The following is a 20,416-nucleotide window of genomic DNA, read 5'->3' on the forward strand; positions in this document are numbered from 1 at the left end:
GATGACGCATCATCCGGACAAGGTCGCGGCGGGCCTGGACCGATTTCTCGACGAGGCGATCGCACTTCGACGCGACCTTCATGTCCACCCTGAGCTCGGCTATAATGAACATCGGACCAGCCAGATCGTCGCCGACAAGCTCAGCTCCTGGGGATATGACGTTGCCACAGGGATCGGCGGTACTGGCGTGGTTGGTACGTTGCAGAACGGCAAAGGTCCGAAACGCCTTGGCATTCGCGCAGATATGGACGCACTGCCGATAACAGAGACGACTGGCCTGTCCTATGCCAGCGGCACCCCAGGCCAGATGCACGCCTGCGGCCATGACGGCCATACCACCATCCTTCTGAACAGCGCCCGCTATCTCGCCGACACGCGAGATTTCACCGGCACTCTCAATCTCATCTTCCAGCCGGCGGAAGAGGGCGGCGCTGGTGCTCGCCGCATGATAAGGGATGGCCTGTTCGAGCGTTTCCCCTGCGACGCAGTCTTTGGCCTGCACAACTGGCCCGGCGTAGCAACGGGGCAATTCGGCTTCATTGCAGGTCCCGCCATGGCATCGGTTGACAAGGTGACGATCCGTATCGTGGGGAAGGGCGGTCACGGAGCGCGTCCGCAGGAAACGGTCGATCCCGTTGTCGCCAGCGCTTCCCTGATCATGGCGTTGCAGAGCATCGTGGCACGCAACATCGATCCGCTGGATGCAGCCGTCATCACTGTCGGCACCATTCATGCGGGCATCGCACCGAACGTCATTCCCGACAGTGTCGAACTCGAACTGACGGTCCGGACCTTTCGCGCGGAAGTGCGTGAAAAGATCAAACACCGCATCACGAACCTGTCCAAGGCACAGGCTGAGAGCTATGGAGCGACCGCCGAAATCGACTATCCGAGAGGCTATCCGGTGCTTGTCAACCACTCTGACGAGACGGAATTCGCACGTCAGGTCGCCGTCACCCACTTTGGCGAAGAGAGAGTTGAGAGCAATTTCCGGCCGATTTCCGCAAGCGAGGATTTCGCCTTCATGCTGGAAGAGTTGCCTGGCAGCTACCTCTTCATAGGCAATGGCGACAGCGCGCCACTGCACAGCCCGCGTTATGACTTCAATGACGAGATCATCGCCCCGGCGTCCCGCTACTGGGTCAAGCTGGCAGAAGAATATCTTGCCAAGAATCCATCCTGAATTGTGAAAGGAAACGAGACAATCATGACTGATGTTTTCGTCTACACCACTCCCCATGACGAAAGGGCACGCCCCCTTATCGAAGCGCTCATCGAAGAATACGAAAGCCGTTACGGCAACTACTTCGGCGAACCGGCACGCAATGAACTGAGCCGTTATCCAGCCGAATATTTTGCGCCGCCACACGGTTCATTCCTCCTGCTGTTGCGTGACGGATTGACCATCGGCGGCGGCGCGTTCAAGCGCTATGATGAGCGAACAGCCGAACTGAAGCGCATCTGGACCCATGCTGATTTGCGCCAGCAGGGACTCGCACGGAAGGTTGTCTATGAGCTGGAGGCGCAGGCAGCACGCCAAGGATATTCGCGCATTTATCTGACCACCGGATTCAGGCAGCCGGAGGCGACCCAGCTCTATCTGCGTTCGGGGTATACCGCGCTCTTTGACGTCGATGTTGATCCGGAAGTCTATGGCCATCTGGCCTTCGAAAAAGACATCAGTAACCTTGCAGCCCAAACGTCATCGCAGGCCGGAGAAGCCGGTAAGCTTTCAACACATGCGGCTTGAATGGAGCAAAATACCGCAATCCTGACGCCAAACACGCCATGGGATGTAATGCTCAAGAAGCAGCAATTTTTGCAACAATGCTTCCGATAAACCCCATGATACGCAGCATCTATCTTTGACTATTTCTTCTAAACACTACTAAATCAGTCGAGTAAAATTATACCCGGAAAGTATCAGGCCAATCCGGGATAGCTCGATGACACGTATTGCGAAGAGGATCCAACAACATGGCGATTGCGACAGATTATTCCGATGCTCATTCTCTGCCGCAATCTTCCAGCGGAAGTGAGGATTACACGCACTACAGGATTGTCAAGGCAAAGTACCCTGCGCGTTTCTTCGGAACACTTTTTGCAGCATTCGTCATTGTCGTCACCTTGCAGTCTATACTCACTAACCCGAAGTGGGGCTGGGGCGTTTTTGCCGAGTGGTTTTTTGCTGCGCCCGTCTTGGCTGGCCTCGCCCGAACCCTTCTTCTGACCGCCTTGGCGACGGTGCTTGGCTTCGCGCTTGGCACGGCTCTGGCTCTGGCCCGGGTTTCGAAATCGCCACTGCTGGGCGGGCTTTCCTGGGCCTATATCTGGCTGCTTCGCTCCATCCCACTCATCGTCCTGCTATTAATACTCAATAACCTCGGCTACCTTTACGCGACCGTCCGGATCGGTGTTCCCTACACGAATATTCTCTTCGCCGAATATCCGACGATATCGATCTTGAGCCCCTTTGCGGCAGCCCTGATAGGACTCAGCCTCAACCAGGCCGCCTTCTCTTCGGAAATCATCCGGGGTGGTATCCTGTCGGTCGACCAGGGTCAGCTCGAGGCAGCGGCTGCACTCGGCCTCCCACGCAGGCGGCAGGCTTTCCGGATCGTCCTTCCTCAGGCGATGCGCACCATCTTGCCGACAGGGTTCAACGAGATCATCAGTTTGGCCAAGGGCACGTCCATGGTCTACGTGCTCGCCCTGCCGGAACTCTTCTATACGGTGCAAGTGATCTATCGCCGCAACCTTGAGGTTGTGCCGTTGCTCATGGTCGCGACCGTCTGGTACCTGATCATCATGACGGTCCTTTCCGTCGCACAATATTATATCGAGCGATATTTTGCCAAAGGCGCGCTGCGCAATGCGCCGATCCCGCTGTTTGGCCCTACGCTGCGCCGTCTGTTCGGTGCACCGATCCTCACGCTGCCGCAAATCGCGCCTGCGTCTCTGGTCAGTTCGCACGGCGAGCTTCCGCCACTACCGACGACCGGCGGTCAAAGGGAGACATTCGGGCAATGGCGCGCACCGGGATCGGTGAAAATCCACGGCGTGTCAAAAAGCTTTGGACAGTTGAAGGTTCTGGACAATATCCGCCTCGATATCAAGGCCGGAAGCGTAACGGCAATTCTCGGTCCATCAGGCTCGGGCAAATCCACTCTCCTGCGCACGATCAATCATCTTGAGCGTGTGGATGATGGTTTTATCACTGTCGACGGTGAGTTGGTCGGATACCGCAAGAGTGGCAGGACACTTTATGAGCTGAAGGAGAAAGACATCCTGAAGCGCCGCGCCGAAGTTGGGATGGTGTTCCAGAGTTTCAATCTCTTTCCTCATCTGACTGTGCTTGAGAATGTCATAGAAGCGCCGGTTTCGCTGAAGCGGCTGAGCCGTCCTGAAGCCATCAACCTTGCACGCGACCTGCTCGCCCGTGTCGGCCTCGGCGACAAGATCAACACCTATCCCCGGCAGCTTTCCGGCGGCCAGCAACAGCGTGTTGCTATTGCACGAGCGCTCGCGCTTCGTCCCAAGGTACTGTTGTTTGACGAGCCGACATCGGCACTCGATCCCGAGCTCGTCGGCGAGGTTCTGGATGTCATCAAGGAGCTCGCGCGCTCCGGCACCACACTGATCATTGTGACACATGAAATCGGTTTTGCCCGCGAAGTTGCCGACACGGTCATCTTCATGGATGCCGGGAAGATTGTTGAAACAGGCTCGCCCGATCAGATCCTGAACCGTCCCGCAAACGCCCGGACTGCCGAGTTTCTGGCCAAAGTTCTCTGAGCAAGGGAGCTGCGCCTTGAGCTCTCATACGAATTCCAGCCGCACGAATACCAACAGATTTGTGCCGGAACTCGGCTGGAAACGACCACTAGACGTCAACCAACACCCAATACTTTTGAAAAGGGGCCAAGCATGACAAAGAGACTAGCACTGATATCAGCAATCGCCGGCGGTTTAATTGCCGCCACAGCAGGGCTGGGATACACGGCAAGCGATGGTTTCGACCTAAGTCCTCAGCAAAAGGATCGTGTCCGGGCGGAGAAAAGCGAAAAGGCGATCGAGGCCGTTTCGAAAGACTTCAAATTTATCAGCGATGGCAAGCTGACCATTGGTCTGAATCCTGGGAATCCTCCACTCAGCACCTATGCAACAGATGCGACGACGGTGGTTGGATATGATGTCGATCTCGCACAACTCGTCGCAGACAGCCTCGGGCGTCAACTTGTTCTCGTTCCAGTCGCCTGGGCCGATTGGCCGCTTGGCTTGCAATCCGGGAAGTTCGATGCCGTCATTTCCAATGTGACGGTCACCGAGCAGCGCAAGGAGAAATTCGATTTCTCAACCTATCGCAAGGACGAGCTCGGCTTCTACGTCAAAGCCGATGGCCCCATCAAGTCGATCAGGGAGCCAAAGGATATCGCCGGTCTAAAAGTGATCACGGATCCGGGCACAAACCAAGAGAAAATCCTGCTTGCCTGGGACAAGCAGAATGTCGGCAACGGCCTGAAGCCGATCGAGGTGCAATACTACGATGACGAGGCGGTCAAATACCTCGCTATCGAATCCGGACGTGCTGATGCCGTTTTCAGCGTAAATGCGACCCAGGCCTACAAGGCGAAGGTCAATGGCAAGACCAGGCTCGTCGGCACGGTGAGCGGCGGCTGGCCGATCACGGCGGAAGTTGCCGTGACAACGCGCAAGGGAAGCGGTGCCGCCGACGGCATCACCGAAGCGCTCAATGAACTCATCGCCAACGGGAAATATAAGCAGGTTCTCGACCGCTGGAATCTCGGTTCCGAGGCAATTGACAAGGCTGCAACCAACCCTCCCGGACTGCCGAACAGCTGATTTGCATCTCATCTCGAGAAGCCGCACCAAAATGCGGCTTCCTCTTCGCGCCGTGTCAACAAAGTACGAGGATTTCAAATGACAGTATCCCGCCCGCAGTTGCTCAAGCGATCCTATGGAATGGCAAGAATTGCCCTACCTCTTGTCGCAGCCCTTTCATTCCAGCCACCCGCGCACGCGGGAACGCCAGCCGATACCCTCGTCGAAGCCTTCGCGCTGGATGAGCTTATTACGCTCGATCCTGCCGAGGCGTTTGAAGTTTCATCGGGGGAGATCACCGGAAATACCTATGACAGATTGGTCCGCCAAGATAACAAGGATCCTTCGAAAATCATTTCCGACATTGCCGATAGCTGGAGCATTTCCGACGACGGGTTGAACTATACGTTCAAGCTAAAGCCCGGCCTGAAATTCGCCTCCGGCAATCCCATAACCGCCGATGACGTGGCCTGGTCCATCGAACGGTCCGTCAAACTCGACAAGAGCCCGGCGTTTATCCTGACCCAGTTCGGCCTGACAGCGGAGAATGTCGTGCAAAAGGCCAAGGCGACCGATCCCTCGACCTTCGTTTTCACAGTCGATCAGTCTTATGCGCCAAGCTTCGTCTTGAACTGCCTGACGGCAACCGTCGCTTCGGTTGTCGACAAGAAACTCGTCTCGGAACATGCCGTCAACAATGATTTCGGCTATGCCTGGTTGAGGACAGCTTATGCCGGTTCAGGCGCCTGGAAGGTGCGCGATTGGCGTGCCAACGAGATCGTCGTGCTGGAGCGCAACGACCATTACTACGGCGCGAAATCGTCGCTCAACCGGGTGATCTATCGCCACGTCAAGGAAAGCGCCGCGCAGCGATTGCTGCTCGAAAAAGGCGATATCGATGTTGCGCGCAATCTTGAGCCGAACGATCTGGAACAGGTCGCCAAGGACAAGGATGTCACCACAACTAGCGTGCCGAAGGGAACCCTCTACTATCTGGGCCTCAACCAAAAGAATACCGAACTTGCCAAACCGGAAGTGCGCGAGGCATTGAAATATCTCGTTGACTACGATGCGATCGGCGACAAGCTGATCAAGGGTATTGGCGAAATTCACCAGACCTTCCTGCCCGAGGCTATTCTGGGAGAACTTGACGAAAAACCCTACAGGCTCGATGTGGCCAAAGCAAAGGAACTGCTCGCAAAGGCAGGTCTGAAGGATGGTTTTTCCGTCACCATCGATGTTCGCAATACCCAGCCTGTAACCGGTATTGCGGAATCGCTGCAGCAGACTTTTGCGCAAGGTGGTGTCAAGCTGGATATCATCCCCGGCGATGGCAAGCAGACATTGACGAAATACCGCGCACGCACCCACGATATCTTCATCGGACCCTGGGGGACAGATTACTGGGATCCCAACTCGAACGCCGACACTTTCACGAATAATCCCGACAATTCCGATGAAGGCACGAATAAAACCCTGGCCTGGCGCAACGCATGGGATGTGCCGGACCTGACCCGGGAAACCCGGGCGGCGCTGCTGGAGTCCGATAGCGTAAAGCGGGCCGGGATCTATCGCGATCTTCAAAGAAAAGTGTTGGCATCGAGCCCTTTCGTCGGGCTGTACCAGCAGATCGAAGTTGCTGCCTACAGGTCAAATGTTCATGGTTACCAACTGGCTGCGTTCGGTACCAATCCGTTGTCGCCCATTTCAAAATAATCGCATGGCACGTGGAGAAATGCGATAGTCATTCCAGAAATCGACGATGAGGATTTTTTGTGGACCACAACTCTTCCAAGGCGACCTTGCCGACATTGGACTTTCGAGATGCCGCGACCCGGAGAAGCAAAATGGTTTCTTTGAGGATATGCGCGCGGCTGCGCGTACATTCGGTTTCTTCCACCTGAGCAATCAAGGAGTATCCTCCGCGCTCCAGGAGAAAATCGTGGCAATCGCCAGACGATTCTTCGCATTGCCTGAAAAGGACACTCGCCGTTGCGTTGCCGACCGTCCGCGGCATCTCGAGGCAAAACTGGTCTACGCCTTCATGCTCGCTGGTTGAGATTACCGGCGCCAGCCGGTTATCTGAGATTTGCCACGCCGACATTTAAATGGGTCATCTGGTTACCATGCTTGAGACCAGATCGCTGAACCTCTCGCCTTGAATGCCGACATGCTCCCGCAGCAAGCGGCGGGCTTCATCTCTATCTCCGGCGAAGATCGCATCGACGATGGCGCAATGTTCCGAGAAGGACGTCGACAGGCGGTTGCGCACGCGCAACTGAAGGCGGCGATACGGTCGCAGGCGCCGGTGCAATTGCGCACATTGCTCCTCAAGGAAATCGCTTCGGCTCGCCGCGTAGATGGCCTTATGGAATTCCTCGTTGTCGTAATAATACGCGTCGCTGTCACCGGCACCGGCGGATAGCTCGCACCTCTTGTGGGCGACTGTGATCGCCTCTCGGGCCTCCTCGTCCAGCCGTCGGGCGGCGAGCGAGCCGGCCAAGCCCTCGAGCTCCGCCATGACCTCAAACATCTCATAGATACGGTGCGGTCCCGGATCGATAACGACAGCACCTCGGCGGGGGCGGATTTCTATGAGCCCGATCGCATTGAGCTGCATTAGCGCCTCGCGCACTGGCGTTCGCGACACTCCGAACCGATTGGCAAGCACCATTTCGTCCAGGCGTTCACCAGGGGCGAACGCGTTGGAAAGGATTGCATTTTCAATCTCATCCCGAAGCCATCGTCCGACATTTTCAGACATCCGCACTACATTCTCCATACATAACAAGCGTTCTTGTATACACGATGATTGACTACGTGTACGAAATGTGACAGTTTACATACTACAAGCAAAACCCAAGGATGGGAAGCGCGGTAAACTGCAGAAGAGAGGAGAATGGTATGTCTGAGACTTCTTTCTTCACCGACATGCTCCAGAGCATTACGGATCGCGGACGCCAGCTTCTGTTTTCCGGCTCGCGCGCCACGCAGGTTGCAGCCAAGGTCGATCTCCAGACACTGTGTGAAATGCTACTGTCGAGCCGGGGCGAAGCGTCAGGCATGGCCCTCGCTGCCGAAATCCTCGAACGCTTTGGCGCACTCGAGAGCGAGGACGCGCAAAAATTCCTCCATATGCTTCATGAAAAGTTCGGGCCCGACACAACCATGCTCGACCAAGCGATGGAAAATTACCGCACTGACAAAAGCTCTGCCGCGATCATTGCTCTCCACCAGGCAGCTGAGCCGCGGCGACAGGCGCTCATGCGCCGATTAAATCACGCACCGAACGGCACCGCCAAGCTCGTCCAGATGCGCCAGCAGATGCTTGCTTCCAAAGACCAATCCGCAGCTTATCATGCGCTCGACGCCGACTTCACGCATCTGTTCGGCTCCTGGTTCAATCGCGGCTTTCTTACGCTGCGACCCATCGACTGGTCGACGCCGGCTTACATCCTTGAAAAGATCATCAAATACGAGGCCGTGCACGAGATCGCCGGCTGGGAGGAGTTGCGGCGTCGTTTGGCACCGGCGGACCGTCGATGCTTTGCCTTCTTTCACCCGCGACTGGCCGACGAACCGCTCGTGTTCGTCGAGGTGGCGCTCACACGATCCGTGCCGAGTGCGATCGGAGATGTGCTCGACGAGGGCAGGGAGCAGATCAACGCCGACGAGGCGACGACGGCTGTTTTCTATTCGATCTCCAACTGCCAGGATGGCTTGCGGGGAATTTCGTTCGGCAACTTCCTGATCAAGCAGGTCGTGGATGACCTGCGCAAAGATCTGCCCGGCCTGAAGAATTTCGTCACGCTGTCGCCCGTTCCCGGCTTTGCCCGTTGGCTTGCCAAGGCGCGCGCCTCGGCCACCGACCTTGACCTGCCGAAAGCGGTCCGCGAAACGCTGATGTTGCTTGACGATCCGAACTGGCCGGATAACGAGAATACAGCGACCGAAGTGGAGCGCGTGTTGCTAGCTCTTGCTGCGCGCTATTTCTTGATCGAACGGACGCCGGAGGGCCGCCCCGTCGACCCTGTCGCCCGCTTCCATCTCGGCAACGGGGCCCGACTTGAAAGACTGAATTTTCTCGGCGACCGCTCGACCAAGGCAATGCAGCAGGCGCACGGTCTGATGGTCAACTACCTCTACAAGCTCGACTACATCGTGGCCAATCACGAGGCTCTGGCACAGCGCGGCGAAGTGATTGCCTCGCCGCGCGTCAAAGGTCTGCTCAACCAGAACGAGGAAAGCCGCGGCGGTAACGGCCAACAAGGCTCGCGGCCATTCGCACAAATAATGAACTCAACGCTTGGAGGAGGGCGAAAGTGAGCAACCATCTTTTCGACGCGATACGGGCCGCCGCGCCCGGTGACGCACCGTTTATCCGGATCGATAGCACGCGCACATGGACCTATAACGACGCGCTCGCTCTTTCCGGCCGCATTGCCAGCGCGATGGACGCGCTCGGCATTCGCCCCGGCGACCGGGTGGCAGTACAAGTCGAGAAAAGTGCCGAGGCAGTGATTCTCTATCTCGCCTGTCTTCGCAGCGGCGCGGTCTACCTGCCGCTCAATACCGCATATACGCTGGCTGAGCTCGATTACTTTATCGGCGATGCGGAGCCGCGTTTGGTGGTTGTGGCGTCGGCTGCGCGAGGGGGCGTGGAGAAAATTGCAAAACCCCACGGCGCGATCGTCGAAACGCTCGACACTGATGGCAGCGGCTCGTTGCTTGATCTCGCACGCGATGAGCCGGTGGACTTTGTCGATGCCTCGCGCTCCGCGGATGATCTGGCTGCGATCCTCTACACGTCGGGCACCACGGGACGCTCCAAGGGGGCGATGCTCACGCACGGGAACCTGCTCTCGAATGCCTTGACCTTGCGCGACTATTGGCGCGTCACGGCCGATGAGCGGCTGATCCATGCCTTGCCCATCTTTCACACGCATGGGCTGTTTGTTGCCACCAACGTCACACTGCTTGCCGGCGCCTCGATGTTCCTGCTGTCGAAATTCGACGCCGACGAAGTCATTTCATTGATGCCGCAGGCAACGATGCTGATGGGTGTGCCGACCTTTTACGTCCGGCTCCTGCAAAGCCCGCGCCTTGACAAAGAGGCGGTCGCCAACATCCGCCTCTTCATTTCCGGGTCGGCTCCACTGCTTGCAGAAACGCATACCGAGTTCCAGGCACGCACCGGTCACGCAATTCTTGAGCGCTACGGCATGACGGAAACCAATATGAACACGTCCAATCCTTTTGGCGGCAAACGCATTGCCGGAACGGTTGGCTTTCCCCTGCCGGGCGTGACGGTGCGCGTAACCGATCCCGCCACCGGCGCCGTGCTGCCGCCTGAACAAACCGGCATGATCGAGATCAAGGGGCCGAACGTCTTCAAGGGCTATTGGCGCATGCCGGAAAAGACCGAGGCCGAATTCACAGCCGACGGTTTCTTCATCAGCGGCGATCTCGGCAAGATTGACGGCGACGGCTATGTCCACATCGTCGGTCGCGGCAAGGACCTGGTGATTTCGGGTGGATACAACATCTATCCGAAAGAGGTCGAGGGCGAGATCGATCAGATCGAGGGGGTGGTTGAGAGCGCTGTGATCGGTGTGCCGCATCCCGATTTCGGAGAAGGCGTAACAGCCGTTGTCGTGTGCAAGCCCGGCGCTGTCCTGGATGAAAAGACCATCGTTGGCGCCCTTAAGGACCGTCTTGCACGCTACAAACAACCCAAGCGCATCATCTTTGCCGAGGACTTGCCGCGCAACACGATGGGAAAGGTTCAGAAAAACATCCTGCGGCAGCAATACGCCGATCTTTACACCAGGACGTAAGGCGACCGCGCCCTCTGGGAGGAGGGTGCGCCGACATCCCGCATCAATCTTGAAAACAACAACTACGGCGCTGGAGGCGCCGGAGGGAGGGGAATCATGGGTATTGAATTATTGTCCATAGGCCTGCTAGTGGCCATGTTTATCATTGCGACGATCCAGCCAATCAACATGGGTGCACTGGCGTTTGCCGGCGCCTTCGTGCTCGGCTCGCTAATCATCGGGATGAAAACCAGCGACATTTTCGCCGGCTTTCCAAGTGATCTGTTTTTGACGCTCGTCGCCGTCACCTACCTGTTTGCCATCGCGCAGATCAACGGCACGATCGACTGGCTCGTCGAATGTGCCGTGCGGCTGGTGCGCGGGCGGATTAGTCTGATTCCCTGGGTGATGTTTCTCGTCGCCGCTATCATCACGGGTTTCGGCGCTCTTGGGCCCGCAGCGGTCGCCATCCTCGCACCCGTCGCCTTGAGCTTTGCCGTGCAATACCGCATCCACCCCGTCATGATGGGCTTGATGGTGATCCATGGTGCGCAGGCCGGCGGCTTTTCGCCGATCAGCATCTATGGCGGCATTACCAATCAGATTGTCGCAAAGGCAGGTTTGCCTTTCGCTCCAACATCGCTGTTTCTCTCCAGCTTCTTCTTCAACCTGGCAATCGCCGTGCTGGTCTTTTTCGTTTTCGGCGGCGCAAAGGTGATGAAGCAAAAACCCGCATCATTCGGCCCCTTGCCCGAACTGCATCCCGAAGGCGTATCAGAGTCAATCAGAGGCCATGGTGGCACGCCTGCAAAACCGATCAGGGAGCATGCCTACGGGACCGCGGCTGATACAGCCACGACGTTGCGCCTGAACAATGAGAGAATTACCACCTTGATCGGCTTGACGGCGCTCGGCATCGGAGCACTGGTTTTCAAGTTCAATGTTGGCCTCGTCGCCATGACCGTGGCCGTCGTGCTTGCGCTGCTGTCGCCAAAGACCCAGAAAGCGGCAATCGACAAGGTGAGCTGGTCGACCGTCCTGCTGATTGCCGGCATCATCACCTATGTCGGCGTCATGGAGAAGGCTGGGACGGTCGACTATGTGGCGAACGGCATATCCAGTCTCGGCATGCCTCTCCTGGTCGCGCTCCTGCTTTGCTTTACGGGCGCCATCGTTTCGGCCTTCGCATCCTCGACCGCGCTGCTCGGCGCCATCATTCCGCTTGCCGTTCCCTTTCTCCTGCAGGGCCATGTCAGCGCGATCGGCGTGGTGGCGGCAATCGCGATCTCGACCACGATCGTTGACACCAGCCCGTTCTCCACCAATGGTGCGCTTGTCGTCGCCAATGCGCCGGATGACAGGCGAGAGCAGGTCCTGCGGCAGTTGCTGATCTACAGCGCGTTAATTGCCATCATCGGACCGATCGTTGCCTGGCTGGTGTTCGTTGTACCTGGACTGGTCTGAAACCGAGCGTACATCCTGCAAGCATGCCGATGCTCTTCGGCATGCTTGCTGCGGCTGGGAACGACTGCGGAGTTTTGAGGGACTTCGGATTTTTCTACGCGCTGGTTACGCCGTCTCAACTCTCGTTCGCGGTAGACAAGGGCCTAGACACCAACTTGAACTTGGACTGAGTGCACTGCGTTTCTTGCAGCCGATGGCGGCTGTCCTTCGCCATGCTCGTTGGTGCAGCGACATAACAGGAAATGGTGGCCGGATGCTGGGGCCCATGGCAACTCGAACCGCTGCCAACTTCTATCCTCGCGCGGACCTACAGTGGCTTTCTGCCACGAGCCTCCTCCATCCACGCTGACTTCCACGGTTGATATCTCACGATCTCCCCAAGCCCAACCCCATATTTTAGTTGGCACATCAGCCAACAGTAGATCATCAGGGGATGGCGACACGATAACGGACTCCGGGGCGACACTCCAAACTGCCTTCACCCCTGATGGTGTGGGATCGTTATAGAAGCGCGTCGTATAGGCGCCGCTCGCCCGCCGGTTTGCGGCCGTGATCGAACCAACCCACTTTACGGAGTTCGTGCCGTACCAACCCGGCACAACCAGTCGAACCGGACCTCCGCGCTCTGGAGTGAGCGGCCGGCCGTTGATCTCAAGTGCAAGAAGAACCTCTTCTGCGAGTGCTTTCTCGATCGGCAAATCTTTTTGATAGGGTTCTTCGACCCCCGCATACTCGCCCCACTCGAGGCCGGAAGTCCAGATGAAAGACGCCTGCTTGCTTATCTTCGCACGTTCCAGAACAAGCGACAGCGGCACCCCTTTCCAAACCACATTTCCGATCCTGCGCTTGGCGAGTGTCGGGGCAAGAGGGCTTCCGGCGCATTCGTGAAATGACATAAACTCGCGCTGAGGCATGGCTTGAAGGTCCGAGAGACACAAACTCGTTGGGTTGCCCACGAGGCCATCGATATCGAGATGCCAATGGTCTGAATCGATTTCGACGAACCCCATATGCGTGACTAAAAAAAGATCGTCTTCAGGGGTGATCCAGGATTTCAGGGCATGAACGCCTTCAGCCGGACCTTGGAAGGAGAAACCCTTCTTTAGCATATGCATACCCGTCCGCGTCATCGCCCTACTCCTCTCGGGCCGGTGCATCGAGGCGGGTTTCATATTCCTCCTGACCTTCTAGGAACCGGATCGGTTTCCGGCGTGTCCGGTTGACAGTGACGTCGAATATATCGAAGCGGTTGTAACCAGCAACGACGTCATGAAATCGTTTCGGTTCAACACAATCGTCGAGATCGATATGGGCATAGCCGATACCTTCATCGATCATTTCATCCCCCATTAGCGCCCCAGTTGGTCCAAGGAAAAAGCTACTGGCCTGCGGGCTGGCATCTATGATCGCTGCGATTGTGGGGTCAGCCAAAGCAATAGATCTGCGTGCGCTTTCGTCCAACCGACCGGCGACAACAATGCCGAAGCACTTGGCCTCGAAACAATGGGCTGAGGCCCGGATGCGGTTGGCCGCCCGGTTGTCGTAGTTGTCGCTCTGCGTCGGAACGCGAGTGGGCCAGATCGGCGGATAACTGCTTATATGAACCTGCTCGGCCTGCGTCATCAGACTGTAGCGCGCGAGTGGATTTGTGTTTTCCCCGCATATGAGACCGCCAATACGGCCGATTCTTGTATTTGCGACGATCAGACCTGCGCCGTCGCCGGGATCCCAAACCAGTTTCTCAAAAAAAGTTGCGACCAGCTTTCGATGGTGGATCAGGATCTCACCCTTATCGGAAATCAGGACATTGCTATTCCACAGGCCCGCGACACTTGCCGGGTTGCGCTCGGAGAAACCGATTGAAACGAAAACACCGTTGTCGGACGCAGCTTTCCGCACACGCTCGATTTCAGGTCCATCCACGTATACGGAAGCATTCAAGAAGCGCTTGAAATGTTCGTGCGATTGAATGGGTGCGTAAAGTGCTGCCCAGACGGGGAAACCGGGAAGAAAGCTTTCCGAAAATACCACGAGCGATGCGCCGTTTCGCGCAGTCTCTGCAATTACGGTGCAAGCTTTCTCCGCGCTCGCCTGGGGATTGAGATAAACGGGGGCAATATGAGCAGCGGCGGCCTTGAAGTTCATCTTTCCCGTCGACATTCCTCTACTTATGAAGGTTGGCGATTAGCCATTTCGACAAGCTCGCCAAAGGCAGGCTCACGATTGCCGTTTTGCCGTTAGACCGATTTCAATGCGTGCACCGAGCGGGAGGCTGGCGCAGCCGATGGTGGTGCGGGCAGGGTAGGGCGATGAAAAACGCGTCGCGTAAATCTCATTCATCTGGCCAAAGTCACTCATGTCAGTGAGATAGACGTTGACGGATACGACATCGTCCTGCCCGAGGCCTGCTGCCTCCAGGACCTGAAACAGATTATCGAAACACTGGCGGGTCTGATTAGCAACATTTCCGTCGACAAGTTTGCCGGTGCTCGGATCAAGCGGCGTTTGCCCGGAGCAGAACAGCAGGTCGCCGGCCCATGTCGCGTGCGAATACGGTCCCACTGCCGCCGCGTTCGAAGCATTCACAGTTCGTCTAGACATGACGTTCTCCCAAGATAGGTTCAAGCAACGCGACCTGCAGGCGATCAACATGTCCGCAGGTGATTTTGCTTCATTGTGCGTTGCACGTTCAGCTTTGCACGTTCAAAACTAACAGAACGAATTTGCGCGCCAATCCGAATAGGATGCACTACCCTGTGCAAAAATAGACGGGGATACTATGGCGAGCGCAATTGATCATCTTGATTGGGACGATCTCAAACTCTTCCTCATCGTCGTCCGGTGCAAGAGCGTGACAGGAGCCGCCCGGGAACTGAAAGTCAGCCACTCCACCGTATCGCGTCGGCTTGCGCGTCTGGAATATACGGTTGGCGGCGCGCTCGTCGAACGGACCAAGGACGGACTTTTGCTGACACCGGCCGGGCTGGTTACAATGCGGCGAGCGGAGGAAATCGAGAACGGCGTGAATGCTCTTCGAAGCGACGTGAGCAATCGTGACGAAATACGCGGTACGGTCAGATTAGCCACGATGGAGGGCATCGCAACGCTTTATCTTTCCGAGCGCCTCGTCGAACTCAGTAGTCGCTACCCTGATCTTGTCCTCGAGCTTGTAACATCGCCGCAATCCGTTCGGGTCGCTCGCCGGGAAGCGGATCTATTCTTAAGCTTCTTCAAGCCACATGGAACTGCTCTCGATAGTCAGCTGATCGGACGCTTCAAGACTGGCTTGTTCGCTTCGCAGGCCTATCTGGAGCGTAATGGCGTTCCCTCTCAAGCGGCGGATCTTAGCGAGCACCGCTTTGTTGGCTATATCGAGGAGCTGGTCCAGCTCGAAGGCGTTCTGTGGCTAGAGGAACTCGTACCCACCCCAAAGATTGCGTTCAGCTCAAACAGCATGATGTCGCAGATGTTTGCCGCGTCTGCAGGCGCAGGTATCGTAGCCCTTCCGGAATTCGCACGCAGCCTGGACATTGGTCTCATTCCCGTGCTCGAAGAGCTGGGCGGCGAGCGCCAAATCTGGATGTCGGCACATCAAGACTTGGCTTATCTCCCGAGAGTGAAAGCCGTAAAGCAGTTCCTGAAGGAGCTAGTTCGTCGAGACGAACACCGCTTGCTGAGAAACGCACCCTGGTCACGGTGAAATTACGCCAGTTGGCGCGAGTGGAGTAGTTCCGGCCTGCTGAATTAGCCGCCGGTCACTCACGACGAGCAATTCTGCACAGCGGGTTGCGAAAGTATCGGCTTCCGCGACAATGCCGATTGCGTCAACAAGATTGGAGGTTCGATCAAAGGAAGGAATCCCTCATGTCGCAAATCAGCCGCGACGCTCGCAAGACTTTGGACCTCTTGCGTCTGCGTGCCGATACCCCCGGCACAAAGAACAGAAACCACCTCAACAATGCCGGGGCTGCGCTGATGCCGAGCCCGGTGATTGATGCAGTGACCGGGTACCTTAACCGGGAGGGCGAAATCGGAGGTTACGAGGCTGCAGCGGAGGCCAACTCGCTGTTGGAGGGAACCTATGACAGCTTGGCCACTTTCGTAAACTGCGCCCGCGATGAGATTGCGATTGCTGAAAACGCAACGATCGCTTGGCAGCGCACCTTCTATTCGCTCTCTTTTAGACCTGGGGACCGAATCCTGACGGCAAGTGCCGAATTTGCAGCTAACTACGTCGCCTTTCTGCAGGTTGCCAAGCGCACCGGCGTATCGATCGAAGTCATTCCAAATGACGCTTCTGGCGTCCTCGATCCGGACGCGCTGGCGAAAATGATTGATAAGAGCGTTCGGTTGATAGCGGTTACCTGGATCCCGACGAACGGCGGGCTTATCAATCCAGCAGAAGCGATCGGTCGAATAGCGCGCGAAAATGGCATTCTCTATCTGCTCGACGCATGCCAAGCTGCGGGACAAATCCCGATTGATGTTAACGCCCTTGGCTGCGACATACTTACCGCTACGGGCAGGAAGTTTCTTCGTGCGCCGCGCGGCACTGGTTTCATGTACATGCGTAAGTCAGTCCTGGAGAAGATTGAGCCAGCCATGATCGATCTATATGGTGCGCCTTTGACTGCACCGGATCGATACGAATTAAGACCCGATGCCAGACGTTTTGAAACGTGGGAAAAGAACTACTCGGTTCGTCTCGGCCTGCGCGCAGCAGTTGATTACGCGCTCGCCGTTGGGTTGGACAAGATTGAAGAGCGTTGCAACCATCTTTCGTCAAAGCTTCGCGAGGGGCTGAGGGGGATGCGTGCAGTATCCGTACATGATCTCGGAACGCCGCTCGCCTCGATCATCTCGTTCACCGTTAATGGCTGGGACTCGCAGGACGTCATGGCCTATGTCACCGCTAAGAAAATCAACGTCTCGGTGTCCCCTCCCTCTAGTACTCCCCTTGATGCCTTTGCGCGAAAACTTCCTCCCGTGGTGCGGGCGTCCCCACATTATTACAATACGGAGGAAGAAGTTGACGCATTCCTGGAGGCGATTGCTGGTATTGCCGCGTAGTGGCAGTTCTTGTAGATACCGATCAACATGAGGCGTTAGAGCAGATTAGCGGATATTTTTAAGTCACACTGATCAAAGGCTGCGAGAAATTAAATCCCGAGAAAACACCGCGGCTCGTCTGAACTCAATTTGAGGCCGTTACTTGGTGAGCTTCGCAGAAGGAATATCGATTTGACGTCTGACTTCCACCAGCTTCTTGTCGTCTACACGGCCTACATAATCGCAGCCGGAAGCCCCGGACCAAGCAACATGCGCATTATGGGCGTTGCAATGGATCAGGGACGGCGCGCCGCGCTTGTCCTCGCCGCCGGCGTCGTCAGCGGCTCGATCTTCTGGGGTGCGATGGCGGCCATGGGCATTTCCGCAATCCTGACCCGATATGCCGAAGCCCTGACGATCCTGAAAATCTTCGGCGGGCTCTATCTCCTCTACCTTGCATTAAGGGCGACCAAAGCGGCCCTCACATCCGGTGAAAGACAGGCTGAGGTAAGGAAGACGGGAAAGGCCGCGTCGAGTTCAGCACTTACCGACGAGGTTTGCTGATGCATCTTACCAATCCCAAGTCGGTCCTCGCCTGGATCGCGCTGGTGACGCTTGGCCTTGGGCCGGATGCGTCCGCGCACACCGTGGCGGCGATCCTCGGTGGATGCGCAGTGCTGAGTGTGACGATCTTCTGCGGTTACGCGATCGTCTTTTCAACGGCTCCTATGGTGCGCATCTATCGCCGAGCACGCCGCTGGATCGAGGCTACACTTGCGATCTTTTTCGGCGCGGCCGGCATTCAGCTCCTGTTTTCCCGCACGTAACCAAGGCAACGCTCATGTCCCTCTTCAAAGGCCTATCCGCTTTTCCGATCACGCCGACGGGTGCATCCGGCCAGGTCGATACAGCCGCGCTTGCGACGCTTTTACAGCGCGTCTGTGATGCGGGTGCGGACTCCATCGGCCTTCTTGGAAGCACGGGCGCCTACGCCTTTCTGGCGCGCGATGAGCGCAGGCGGGCTGTCGAAACGGCCATGAACACCGTCGGCGGGAGAATTCCCGTGATTGTCGGTGTCGGCGCGCTTCGCACAGACGAGGCCCAGGCGCTAGCAGGCGACGCGAAGGGGGCCGGAGCTGATGGTCTTCTTCTTGCTCCAGTGTCCTATGTTCCGCTGACCGGTGACGAGGTGCTTGAGCATTTCACCGCGGTCGCCAAGAGCGGCGGCCTTCCCCTTTGCATCTACAACAATCCGAGCACCACCAGGTTCACATTCAGCAGTGCGCTAGTCGCTAAACTTGCCTTGGTTCCGAACATCGCTGCGATCAAAATGCCCTTGCCGGCAAACGAGGACTTCAAATCCGAATTGGCCGATTTGCGCGGCAAAACGCCGTCCGAATTCGCCATTGGTTATAGTGGTGACTGGGGAGCTTCGTCCGCTCTGCTTGCTGGCGCCGATGCCTGGTACAGCGTCGTCGGAGGTATTCTTCCAGTAGAAGCGCTGGCCCTTGCACGGGCGGCACAGGCGGGCAACACCGTAGAGGTCGAAAGGCTTGAACAAGCGTTCCAGCTCCTATGGTCCCTGTTCAAGCAGTTCGGGAGCTTCCGGGTGATGTATACGCTCGCTGGGCTTTTGGGCATTGGCGATTATGAGCCGCCGCGTCCCGTTAAGCCGATACCGGGCTCCTCGATATCGGATGTCGTACGCGCTCTTAGCCATCTGCGGCACGCCGTTAGCGGTTAACGATGGTTCACAGCAAGATTGACGGGACCGGGAACGGCGAACGACCCCAAGCACTTACATAAGAATCTGGATTTGGTCAGGTGTGGGAGCCATTTTCCCGGCCGCGAAGGGTGTTCCGTAACTGATCGCAATCAGGCGCCGAACAAGCCGAGCGCAACGACGTCTGCTCGGTTTAAGAACAATGGGGACCACCGGGCTAAGGCAGCGTAATTGTGGATGTGCGACATTCGGTCCGAGGGTGCCTATTTTCGAATGACAGAGGAAAGCGCAAATGCCGTGAGGGTATCCCGCACGCCGGGTAGTTCCGATACCAGTTGCCAGATTTGCCGAATGCGATCCGCTTCTGGTGACTCAACTCTCAGGACAAGATCAAAATCGCCCGTCATCACATCGCATGCAACGACCTCCGGAATTTTGCGTAAGGCCAGAATGATCTCTCCACCCTTCATGCGATCATGGCGGTAAACGAATATCAACGCGGTGGTGATGTGCTTGTCATTTCCGCCGGCGCCGGTGACGATTGTGTAGCCCTTAATAAAGCCCTCGCGTTCAAGCCGTTCTATTCGAACACGAACAGCGTTCCTAGACAGATTGACCTTAGCCGACAGGTCAGCGTGAGACGCGCGCGCATTGATCCTTAACAAGCCAAGTATCTGTTCATCGACGCGATCAAGAAGATATTTCATGACTGACCCGATACGGCTGGTCGAGCAACGGTGAAGCACATAGAATCATAAGCGCGCACTGCTGCCTGAAGTAGGCAAGTTTTGTCCTTCTCAGTGGCATAACGTCTGGCGGCGGATGCCACGACAAAAGCAGGTAAAGCCGCCATCTCGGCAGTAGTCAGAACCTTTACACTTTGATAGCCAGCCAAAATGGCGCGCGCTTTTTGATCGTCGAATTCACCATTTGGTCGGCTTGCCCAACCGACGAGAACGTCCGCAATCTCGCAAATCAGCACGTCATCGTGCCGAAGCCGGAAGTTGATGACCCCGCTGACGTCATCACCGAGGAAGAAGACATTGGAAAAAACCAAGGCACCATGGAGCGCGCCAGTGGGTAATTCCTCTAAAGAGCGCCTGTGGCTTCGTTGCAAGGTCATGTGGATCCGCGCCATGAGGCGGCCCAGGCTTTCGCATTTTCCCAACGTCGGATCGTTTGTCGACGAGCCTGAGACGAAGCTAACGATGGCAACAAGGCGACCGGCCGCCTGGAAGGTGGCATTGCCATCTATCGTGCGCGTGGGCTTGGGACACGGGATACCGCTGTTGTTCAGCGTCTCCATCGTTGCGAACGCGCGTTCCAGATCCAGTGGCTCAGCGCCGTTCTCGAACAGCGTGACGATGAACTCCCCGTCCGCCGTCCGGAAAAGATAGGTCGTTTCCCTGTCACCGTCGGCAATACCAATCACCGAGGACAAGGAGGTCATGCCATAAGCCAAAGCGATCGAGTTTCGGTCTTCGTCGGATAGATCGGTGAAAACAGCCATTTTTCCCTCCGT

Annotated in this window: 18 protein-coding genes and 1 pseudogene; 12 read left to right on the top strand and 7 right to left on the bottom strand. The window is 56.8% G+C overall.

The features are described from left to right. Nucleotide 1: 1 nt before the first annotated feature. The 5 genes from ACSQ3H_RS29980 (at nucleotide 2) to ACSQ3H_RS30000 (ending at nucleotide 6,558) form a co-directional block, all read left to right on the top strand. The gene (locus ACSQ3H_RS29980; RefSeq protein WP_436120672.1) at nucleotides 2-1,183 is read left to right on the top strand and encodes a M20 aminoacylase family protein; all 1,182 of its coding nucleotides are present in this window, start codon (nucleotides 2-4) and stop codon (nucleotides 1,181-1,183) included. 24 nt (nucleotides 1,184-1,207) lie between these two features. Then, on the top strand, nucleotides 1,208-1,750 hold the full coding sequence (locus ACSQ3H_RS29985; protein WP_436120673.1) for a GNAT family N-acetyltransferase: 543 nt from the start codon (nucleotides 1,208-1,210) through the stop codon (nucleotides 1,748-1,750). Between the two features lie 227 nt (nucleotides 1,751-1,977). Further along, nucleotides 1,978-3,795 carry an amino acid ABC transporter permease/ATP-binding protein gene (locus tag ACSQ3H_RS29990; RefSeq protein WP_436120674.1) on the top strand — a complete coding sequence of 606 codons (1,818 nt, stop codon included), beginning with the start codon at nucleotides 1,978-1,980 and terminating at the stop codon, nucleotides 3,793-3,795. Nucleotides 3,796-3,927: 132 nt separating this feature from the next. Beyond that, entirely contained in the window at nucleotides 3,928-4,863 is a 936-nt protein-coding gene (locus ACSQ3H_RS29995) for an ABC transporter substrate-binding protein (RefSeq protein ID WP_436120675.1), read from the top strand. A gap of 120 nt (nucleotides 4,864-4,983) precedes the next feature. Further along, nucleotides 4,984-6,558 (top strand): ABC transporter substrate-binding protein, encoded by a 1,575-nt coding sequence (locus ACSQ3H_RS30000; RefSeq protein WP_436120830.1) that lies wholly within the window; start codon nucleotides 4,984-4,986, stop codon nucleotides 6,556-6,558. Nucleotides 6,559-6,586: 28 nt separating this feature from the next. Here the strand turns inward: ACSQ3H_RS30000 and ACSQ3H_RS30005 are convergent, their stop codons facing one another. Continuing rightward, entirely contained in the window at nucleotides 6,587-6,946 is a 360-nt protein-coding gene (locus ACSQ3H_RS30005; protein ID WP_436120676.1) for a hypothetical protein, read from the bottom strand. Nucleotides 6,947-6,955: 9 nt separating this feature from the next. Beyond that, nucleotides 6,956-7,606: a GntR family transcriptional regulator gene (locus tag ACSQ3H_RS30010; protein WP_436120677.1), complete on the bottom strand. Its 651-nt coding sequence runs from the start codon at nucleotides 7,604-7,606 to the stop codon at nucleotides 6,956-6,958. Between the two features lie 140 nt (nucleotides 7,607-7,746). Here ACSQ3H_RS30010 and ACSQ3H_RS30015 point away from each other — a divergent pair, with 140 nt between their 5' ends. From ACSQ3H_RS30015 to ACSQ3H_RS30025, 3 genes are all read left to right on the top strand, one after another. After that, nucleotides 7,747-9,168, top strand: a complete 1,422-nt coding sequence (locus tag ACSQ3H_RS30015; RefSeq protein WP_436120678.1) for a malonyl-CoA decarboxylase — start codon at nucleotides 7,747-7,749, stop codon at nucleotides 9,166-9,168. After that, entirely contained in the window at nucleotides 9,165-10,679 is a 1,515-nt protein-coding gene (locus ACSQ3H_RS30020; protein ID WP_436120679.1) for a malonate--CoA ligase, read from the top strand. The genes ACSQ3H_RS30015 and ACSQ3H_RS30020 overlap by 4 nt, the downstream gene beginning before the upstream one ends. A gap of 96 nt (nucleotides 10,680-10,775) precedes the next feature. Beyond that, complete coding sequence (locus tag ACSQ3H_RS30025) at nucleotides 10,776-12,122, top strand: SLC13 family permease (protein WP_436120680.1); 1,347 nt, start codon at nucleotides 10,776-10,778, stop codon at nucleotides 12,120-12,122. A 143-nt stretch (nucleotides 12,123-12,265) separates the two neighbouring features. On the opposite strand, the gene ACSQ3H_RS30030 is transcribed toward ACSQ3H_RS30025, so the two are convergent. The 3 genes from ACSQ3H_RS30030 to ACSQ3H_RS30040 are packed head-to-tail and all read right to left on the bottom strand — an operon-like array spanning nucleotide 12,266 to nucleotide 14,723. Continuing rightward, entirely contained in the window at nucleotides 12,266-13,252 is a 987-nt protein-coding gene (locus ACSQ3H_RS30030) for a molybdopterin-dependent oxidoreductase (RefSeq protein ID WP_436120681.1), read from the bottom strand. A 4-nt stretch (nucleotides 13,253-13,256) separates the two neighbouring features. Then, nucleotides 13,257-14,282: a carbon-nitrogen hydrolase family protein gene (locus tag ACSQ3H_RS30035; protein WP_436120682.1), complete on the bottom strand. Its 1,026-nt coding sequence runs from the start codon at nucleotides 14,280-14,282 to the stop codon at nucleotides 13,257-13,259. A gap of 57 nt (nucleotides 14,283-14,339) precedes the next feature. Further along, entirely contained in the window at nucleotides 14,340-14,723 is a 384-nt protein-coding gene (locus ACSQ3H_RS30040; RefSeq protein WP_436120683.1) for a RidA family protein, read from the bottom strand. Between the two features lie 178 nt (nucleotides 14,724-14,901). Here ACSQ3H_RS30040 and ACSQ3H_RS30045 point away from each other — a divergent pair, with 178 nt between their 5' ends. The 4 genes and pseudogenes from ACSQ3H_RS30045 (at nucleotide 14,902) to ACSQ3H_RS30060 (ending at nucleotide 18,915) form a co-directional block, all read left to right on the top strand. After that, nucleotides 14,902-15,822: a LysR family transcriptional regulator gene (locus ACSQ3H_RS30045; protein WP_436120684.1), complete on the top strand. Its 921-nt coding sequence runs from the start codon at nucleotides 14,902-14,904 to the stop codon at nucleotides 15,820-15,822. Nucleotides 15,823-15,986: 164 nt separating this feature from the next. Next, complete coding sequence (locus ACSQ3H_RS30050; RefSeq protein ID WP_436120685.1) at nucleotides 15,987-17,192, top strand: aminotransferase class V-fold PLP-dependent enzyme; 1,206 nt, start codon at nucleotides 15,987-15,989, stop codon at nucleotides 17,190-17,192. A 171-nt stretch (nucleotides 17,193-17,363) separates the two neighbouring features. Beyond that, a pseudogene (locus tag ACSQ3H_RS30055) lies at nucleotides 17,364-17,998 on the top strand (LysE family translocator). Nucleotides 17,999-18,012: 14 nt separating this feature from the next. Further along, nucleotides 18,013-18,915: a dihydrodipicolinate synthase family protein gene (locus ACSQ3H_RS30060; RefSeq protein WP_436120686.1), complete on the top strand. Its 903-nt coding sequence runs from the start codon at nucleotides 18,013-18,015 to the stop codon at nucleotides 18,913-18,915. Nucleotides 18,916-19,157: 242 nt separating this feature from the next. On the opposite strand, the gene ACSQ3H_RS30065 is transcribed toward ACSQ3H_RS30060, so the two are convergent. Both ACSQ3H_RS30065 and ACSQ3H_RS30070 read right to left on the bottom strand, forming a co-directional pair. Further along, nucleotides 19,158-19,601: an Lrp/AsnC family transcriptional regulator gene (locus ACSQ3H_RS30065; RefSeq protein ID WP_436120687.1), complete on the bottom strand. Its 444-nt coding sequence runs from the start codon at nucleotides 19,599-19,601 to the stop codon at nucleotides 19,158-19,160. Beyond that, nucleotides 19,598-20,404 (bottom strand): phosphotransferase, encoded by an 807-nt coding sequence (locus ACSQ3H_RS30070; protein ID WP_436120688.1) that lies wholly within the window; start codon nucleotides 20,402-20,404, stop codon nucleotides 19,598-19,600. The genes ACSQ3H_RS30065 and ACSQ3H_RS30070 overlap by 4 nt, the downstream gene beginning before the upstream one ends. Between the last annotated feature and the right edge of the window lie 12 nt (nucleotides 20,405-20,416).

This window comes from Phyllobacterium sp. LjRoot231 (assembly GCF_964253365.1).
In the GTDB taxonomy this organism is placed as follows: Bacteria; Pseudomonadota; Alphaproteobacteria; order Rhizobiales; family Rhizobiaceae; genus Phyllobacterium.

Coding starts and splice junctions, on each gene's coding strand:
- ACSQ3H_RS29995 (WP_436120675.1), top strand. CDS start 3,928: ATGACAAAGAGACTAGCACTGATATCAGCAATCGCCGGCGGTTTAATT.
- ACSQ3H_RS30045 (WP_436120684.1), top strand. CDS start 14,902: ATGGCGAGCGCAATTGATCATCTTGATTGGGACGATCTCAAACTCTTC.
- ACSQ3H_RS30060 (WP_436120686.1), top strand. CDS start 18,013: ATGTCCCTCTTCAAAGGCCTATCCGCTTTTCCGATCACGCCGACGGGT.
- ACSQ3H_RS29990 (WP_436120674.1), top strand. CDS start 1,978: ATGGCGATTGCGACAGATTATTCCGATGCTCATTCTCTGCCGCAATCT.
- ACSQ3H_RS29985 (WP_436120673.1), top strand. CDS start 1,208: ATGACTGATGTTTTCGTCTACACCACTCCCCATGACGAAAGGGCACGC.
- ACSQ3H_RS30015 (WP_436120678.1), top strand. CDS start 7,747: ATGTCTGAGACTTCTTTCTTCACCGACATGCTCCAGAGCATTACGGAT.
- ACSQ3H_RS30050 (WP_436120685.1), top strand. CDS start 15,987: ATGTCGCAAATCAGCCGCGACGCTCGCAAGACTTTGGACCTCTTGCGT.
- ACSQ3H_RS30025 (WP_436120680.1), top strand. CDS start 10,776: ATGGGTATTGAATTATTGTCCATAGGCCTGCTAGTGGCCATGTTTATC.
- ACSQ3H_RS30065 (WP_436120687.1), bottom strand. CDS start 19,601: ATGAAATATCTTCTTGATCGCGTCGATGAACAGATACTTGGCTTGTTA.
- ACSQ3H_RS30035 (WP_436120682.1), bottom strand. CDS start 14,282: ATGTCGACGGGAAAGATGAACTTCAAGGCCGCCGCTGCTCATATTGCC.
- ACSQ3H_RS30005 (WP_436120676.1), bottom strand. CDS start 6,946: ATGTCGGCGTGGCAAATCTCAGATAACCGGCTGGCGCCGGTAATCTCA.
- ACSQ3H_RS30070 (WP_436120688.1), bottom strand. CDS start 20,404: ATGGCTGTTTTCACCGATCTATCCGACGAAGACCGAAACTCGATCGCT.
- ACSQ3H_RS29980 (WP_436120672.1), top strand. CDS start 2: ATGACGCATCATCCGGACAAGGTCGCGGCGGGCCTGGACCGATTTCTC.
- ACSQ3H_RS30000 (WP_436120830.1), top strand. CDS start 4,984: ATGGCAAGAATTGCCCTACCTCTTGTCGCAGCCCTTTCATTCCAGCCA.
- ACSQ3H_RS30040 (WP_436120683.1), bottom strand. CDS start 14,723: ATGTCTAGACGAACTGTGAATGCTTCGAACGCGGCGGCAGTGGGACCG.
- ACSQ3H_RS30010 (WP_436120677.1), bottom strand. CDS start 7,606: ATGTCTGAAAATGTCGGACGATGGCTTCGGGATGAGATTGAAAATGCA.
- ACSQ3H_RS30030 (WP_436120681.1), bottom strand. CDS start 13,252: ATGACGCGGACGGGTATGCATATGCTAAAGAAGGGTTTCTCCTTCCAA.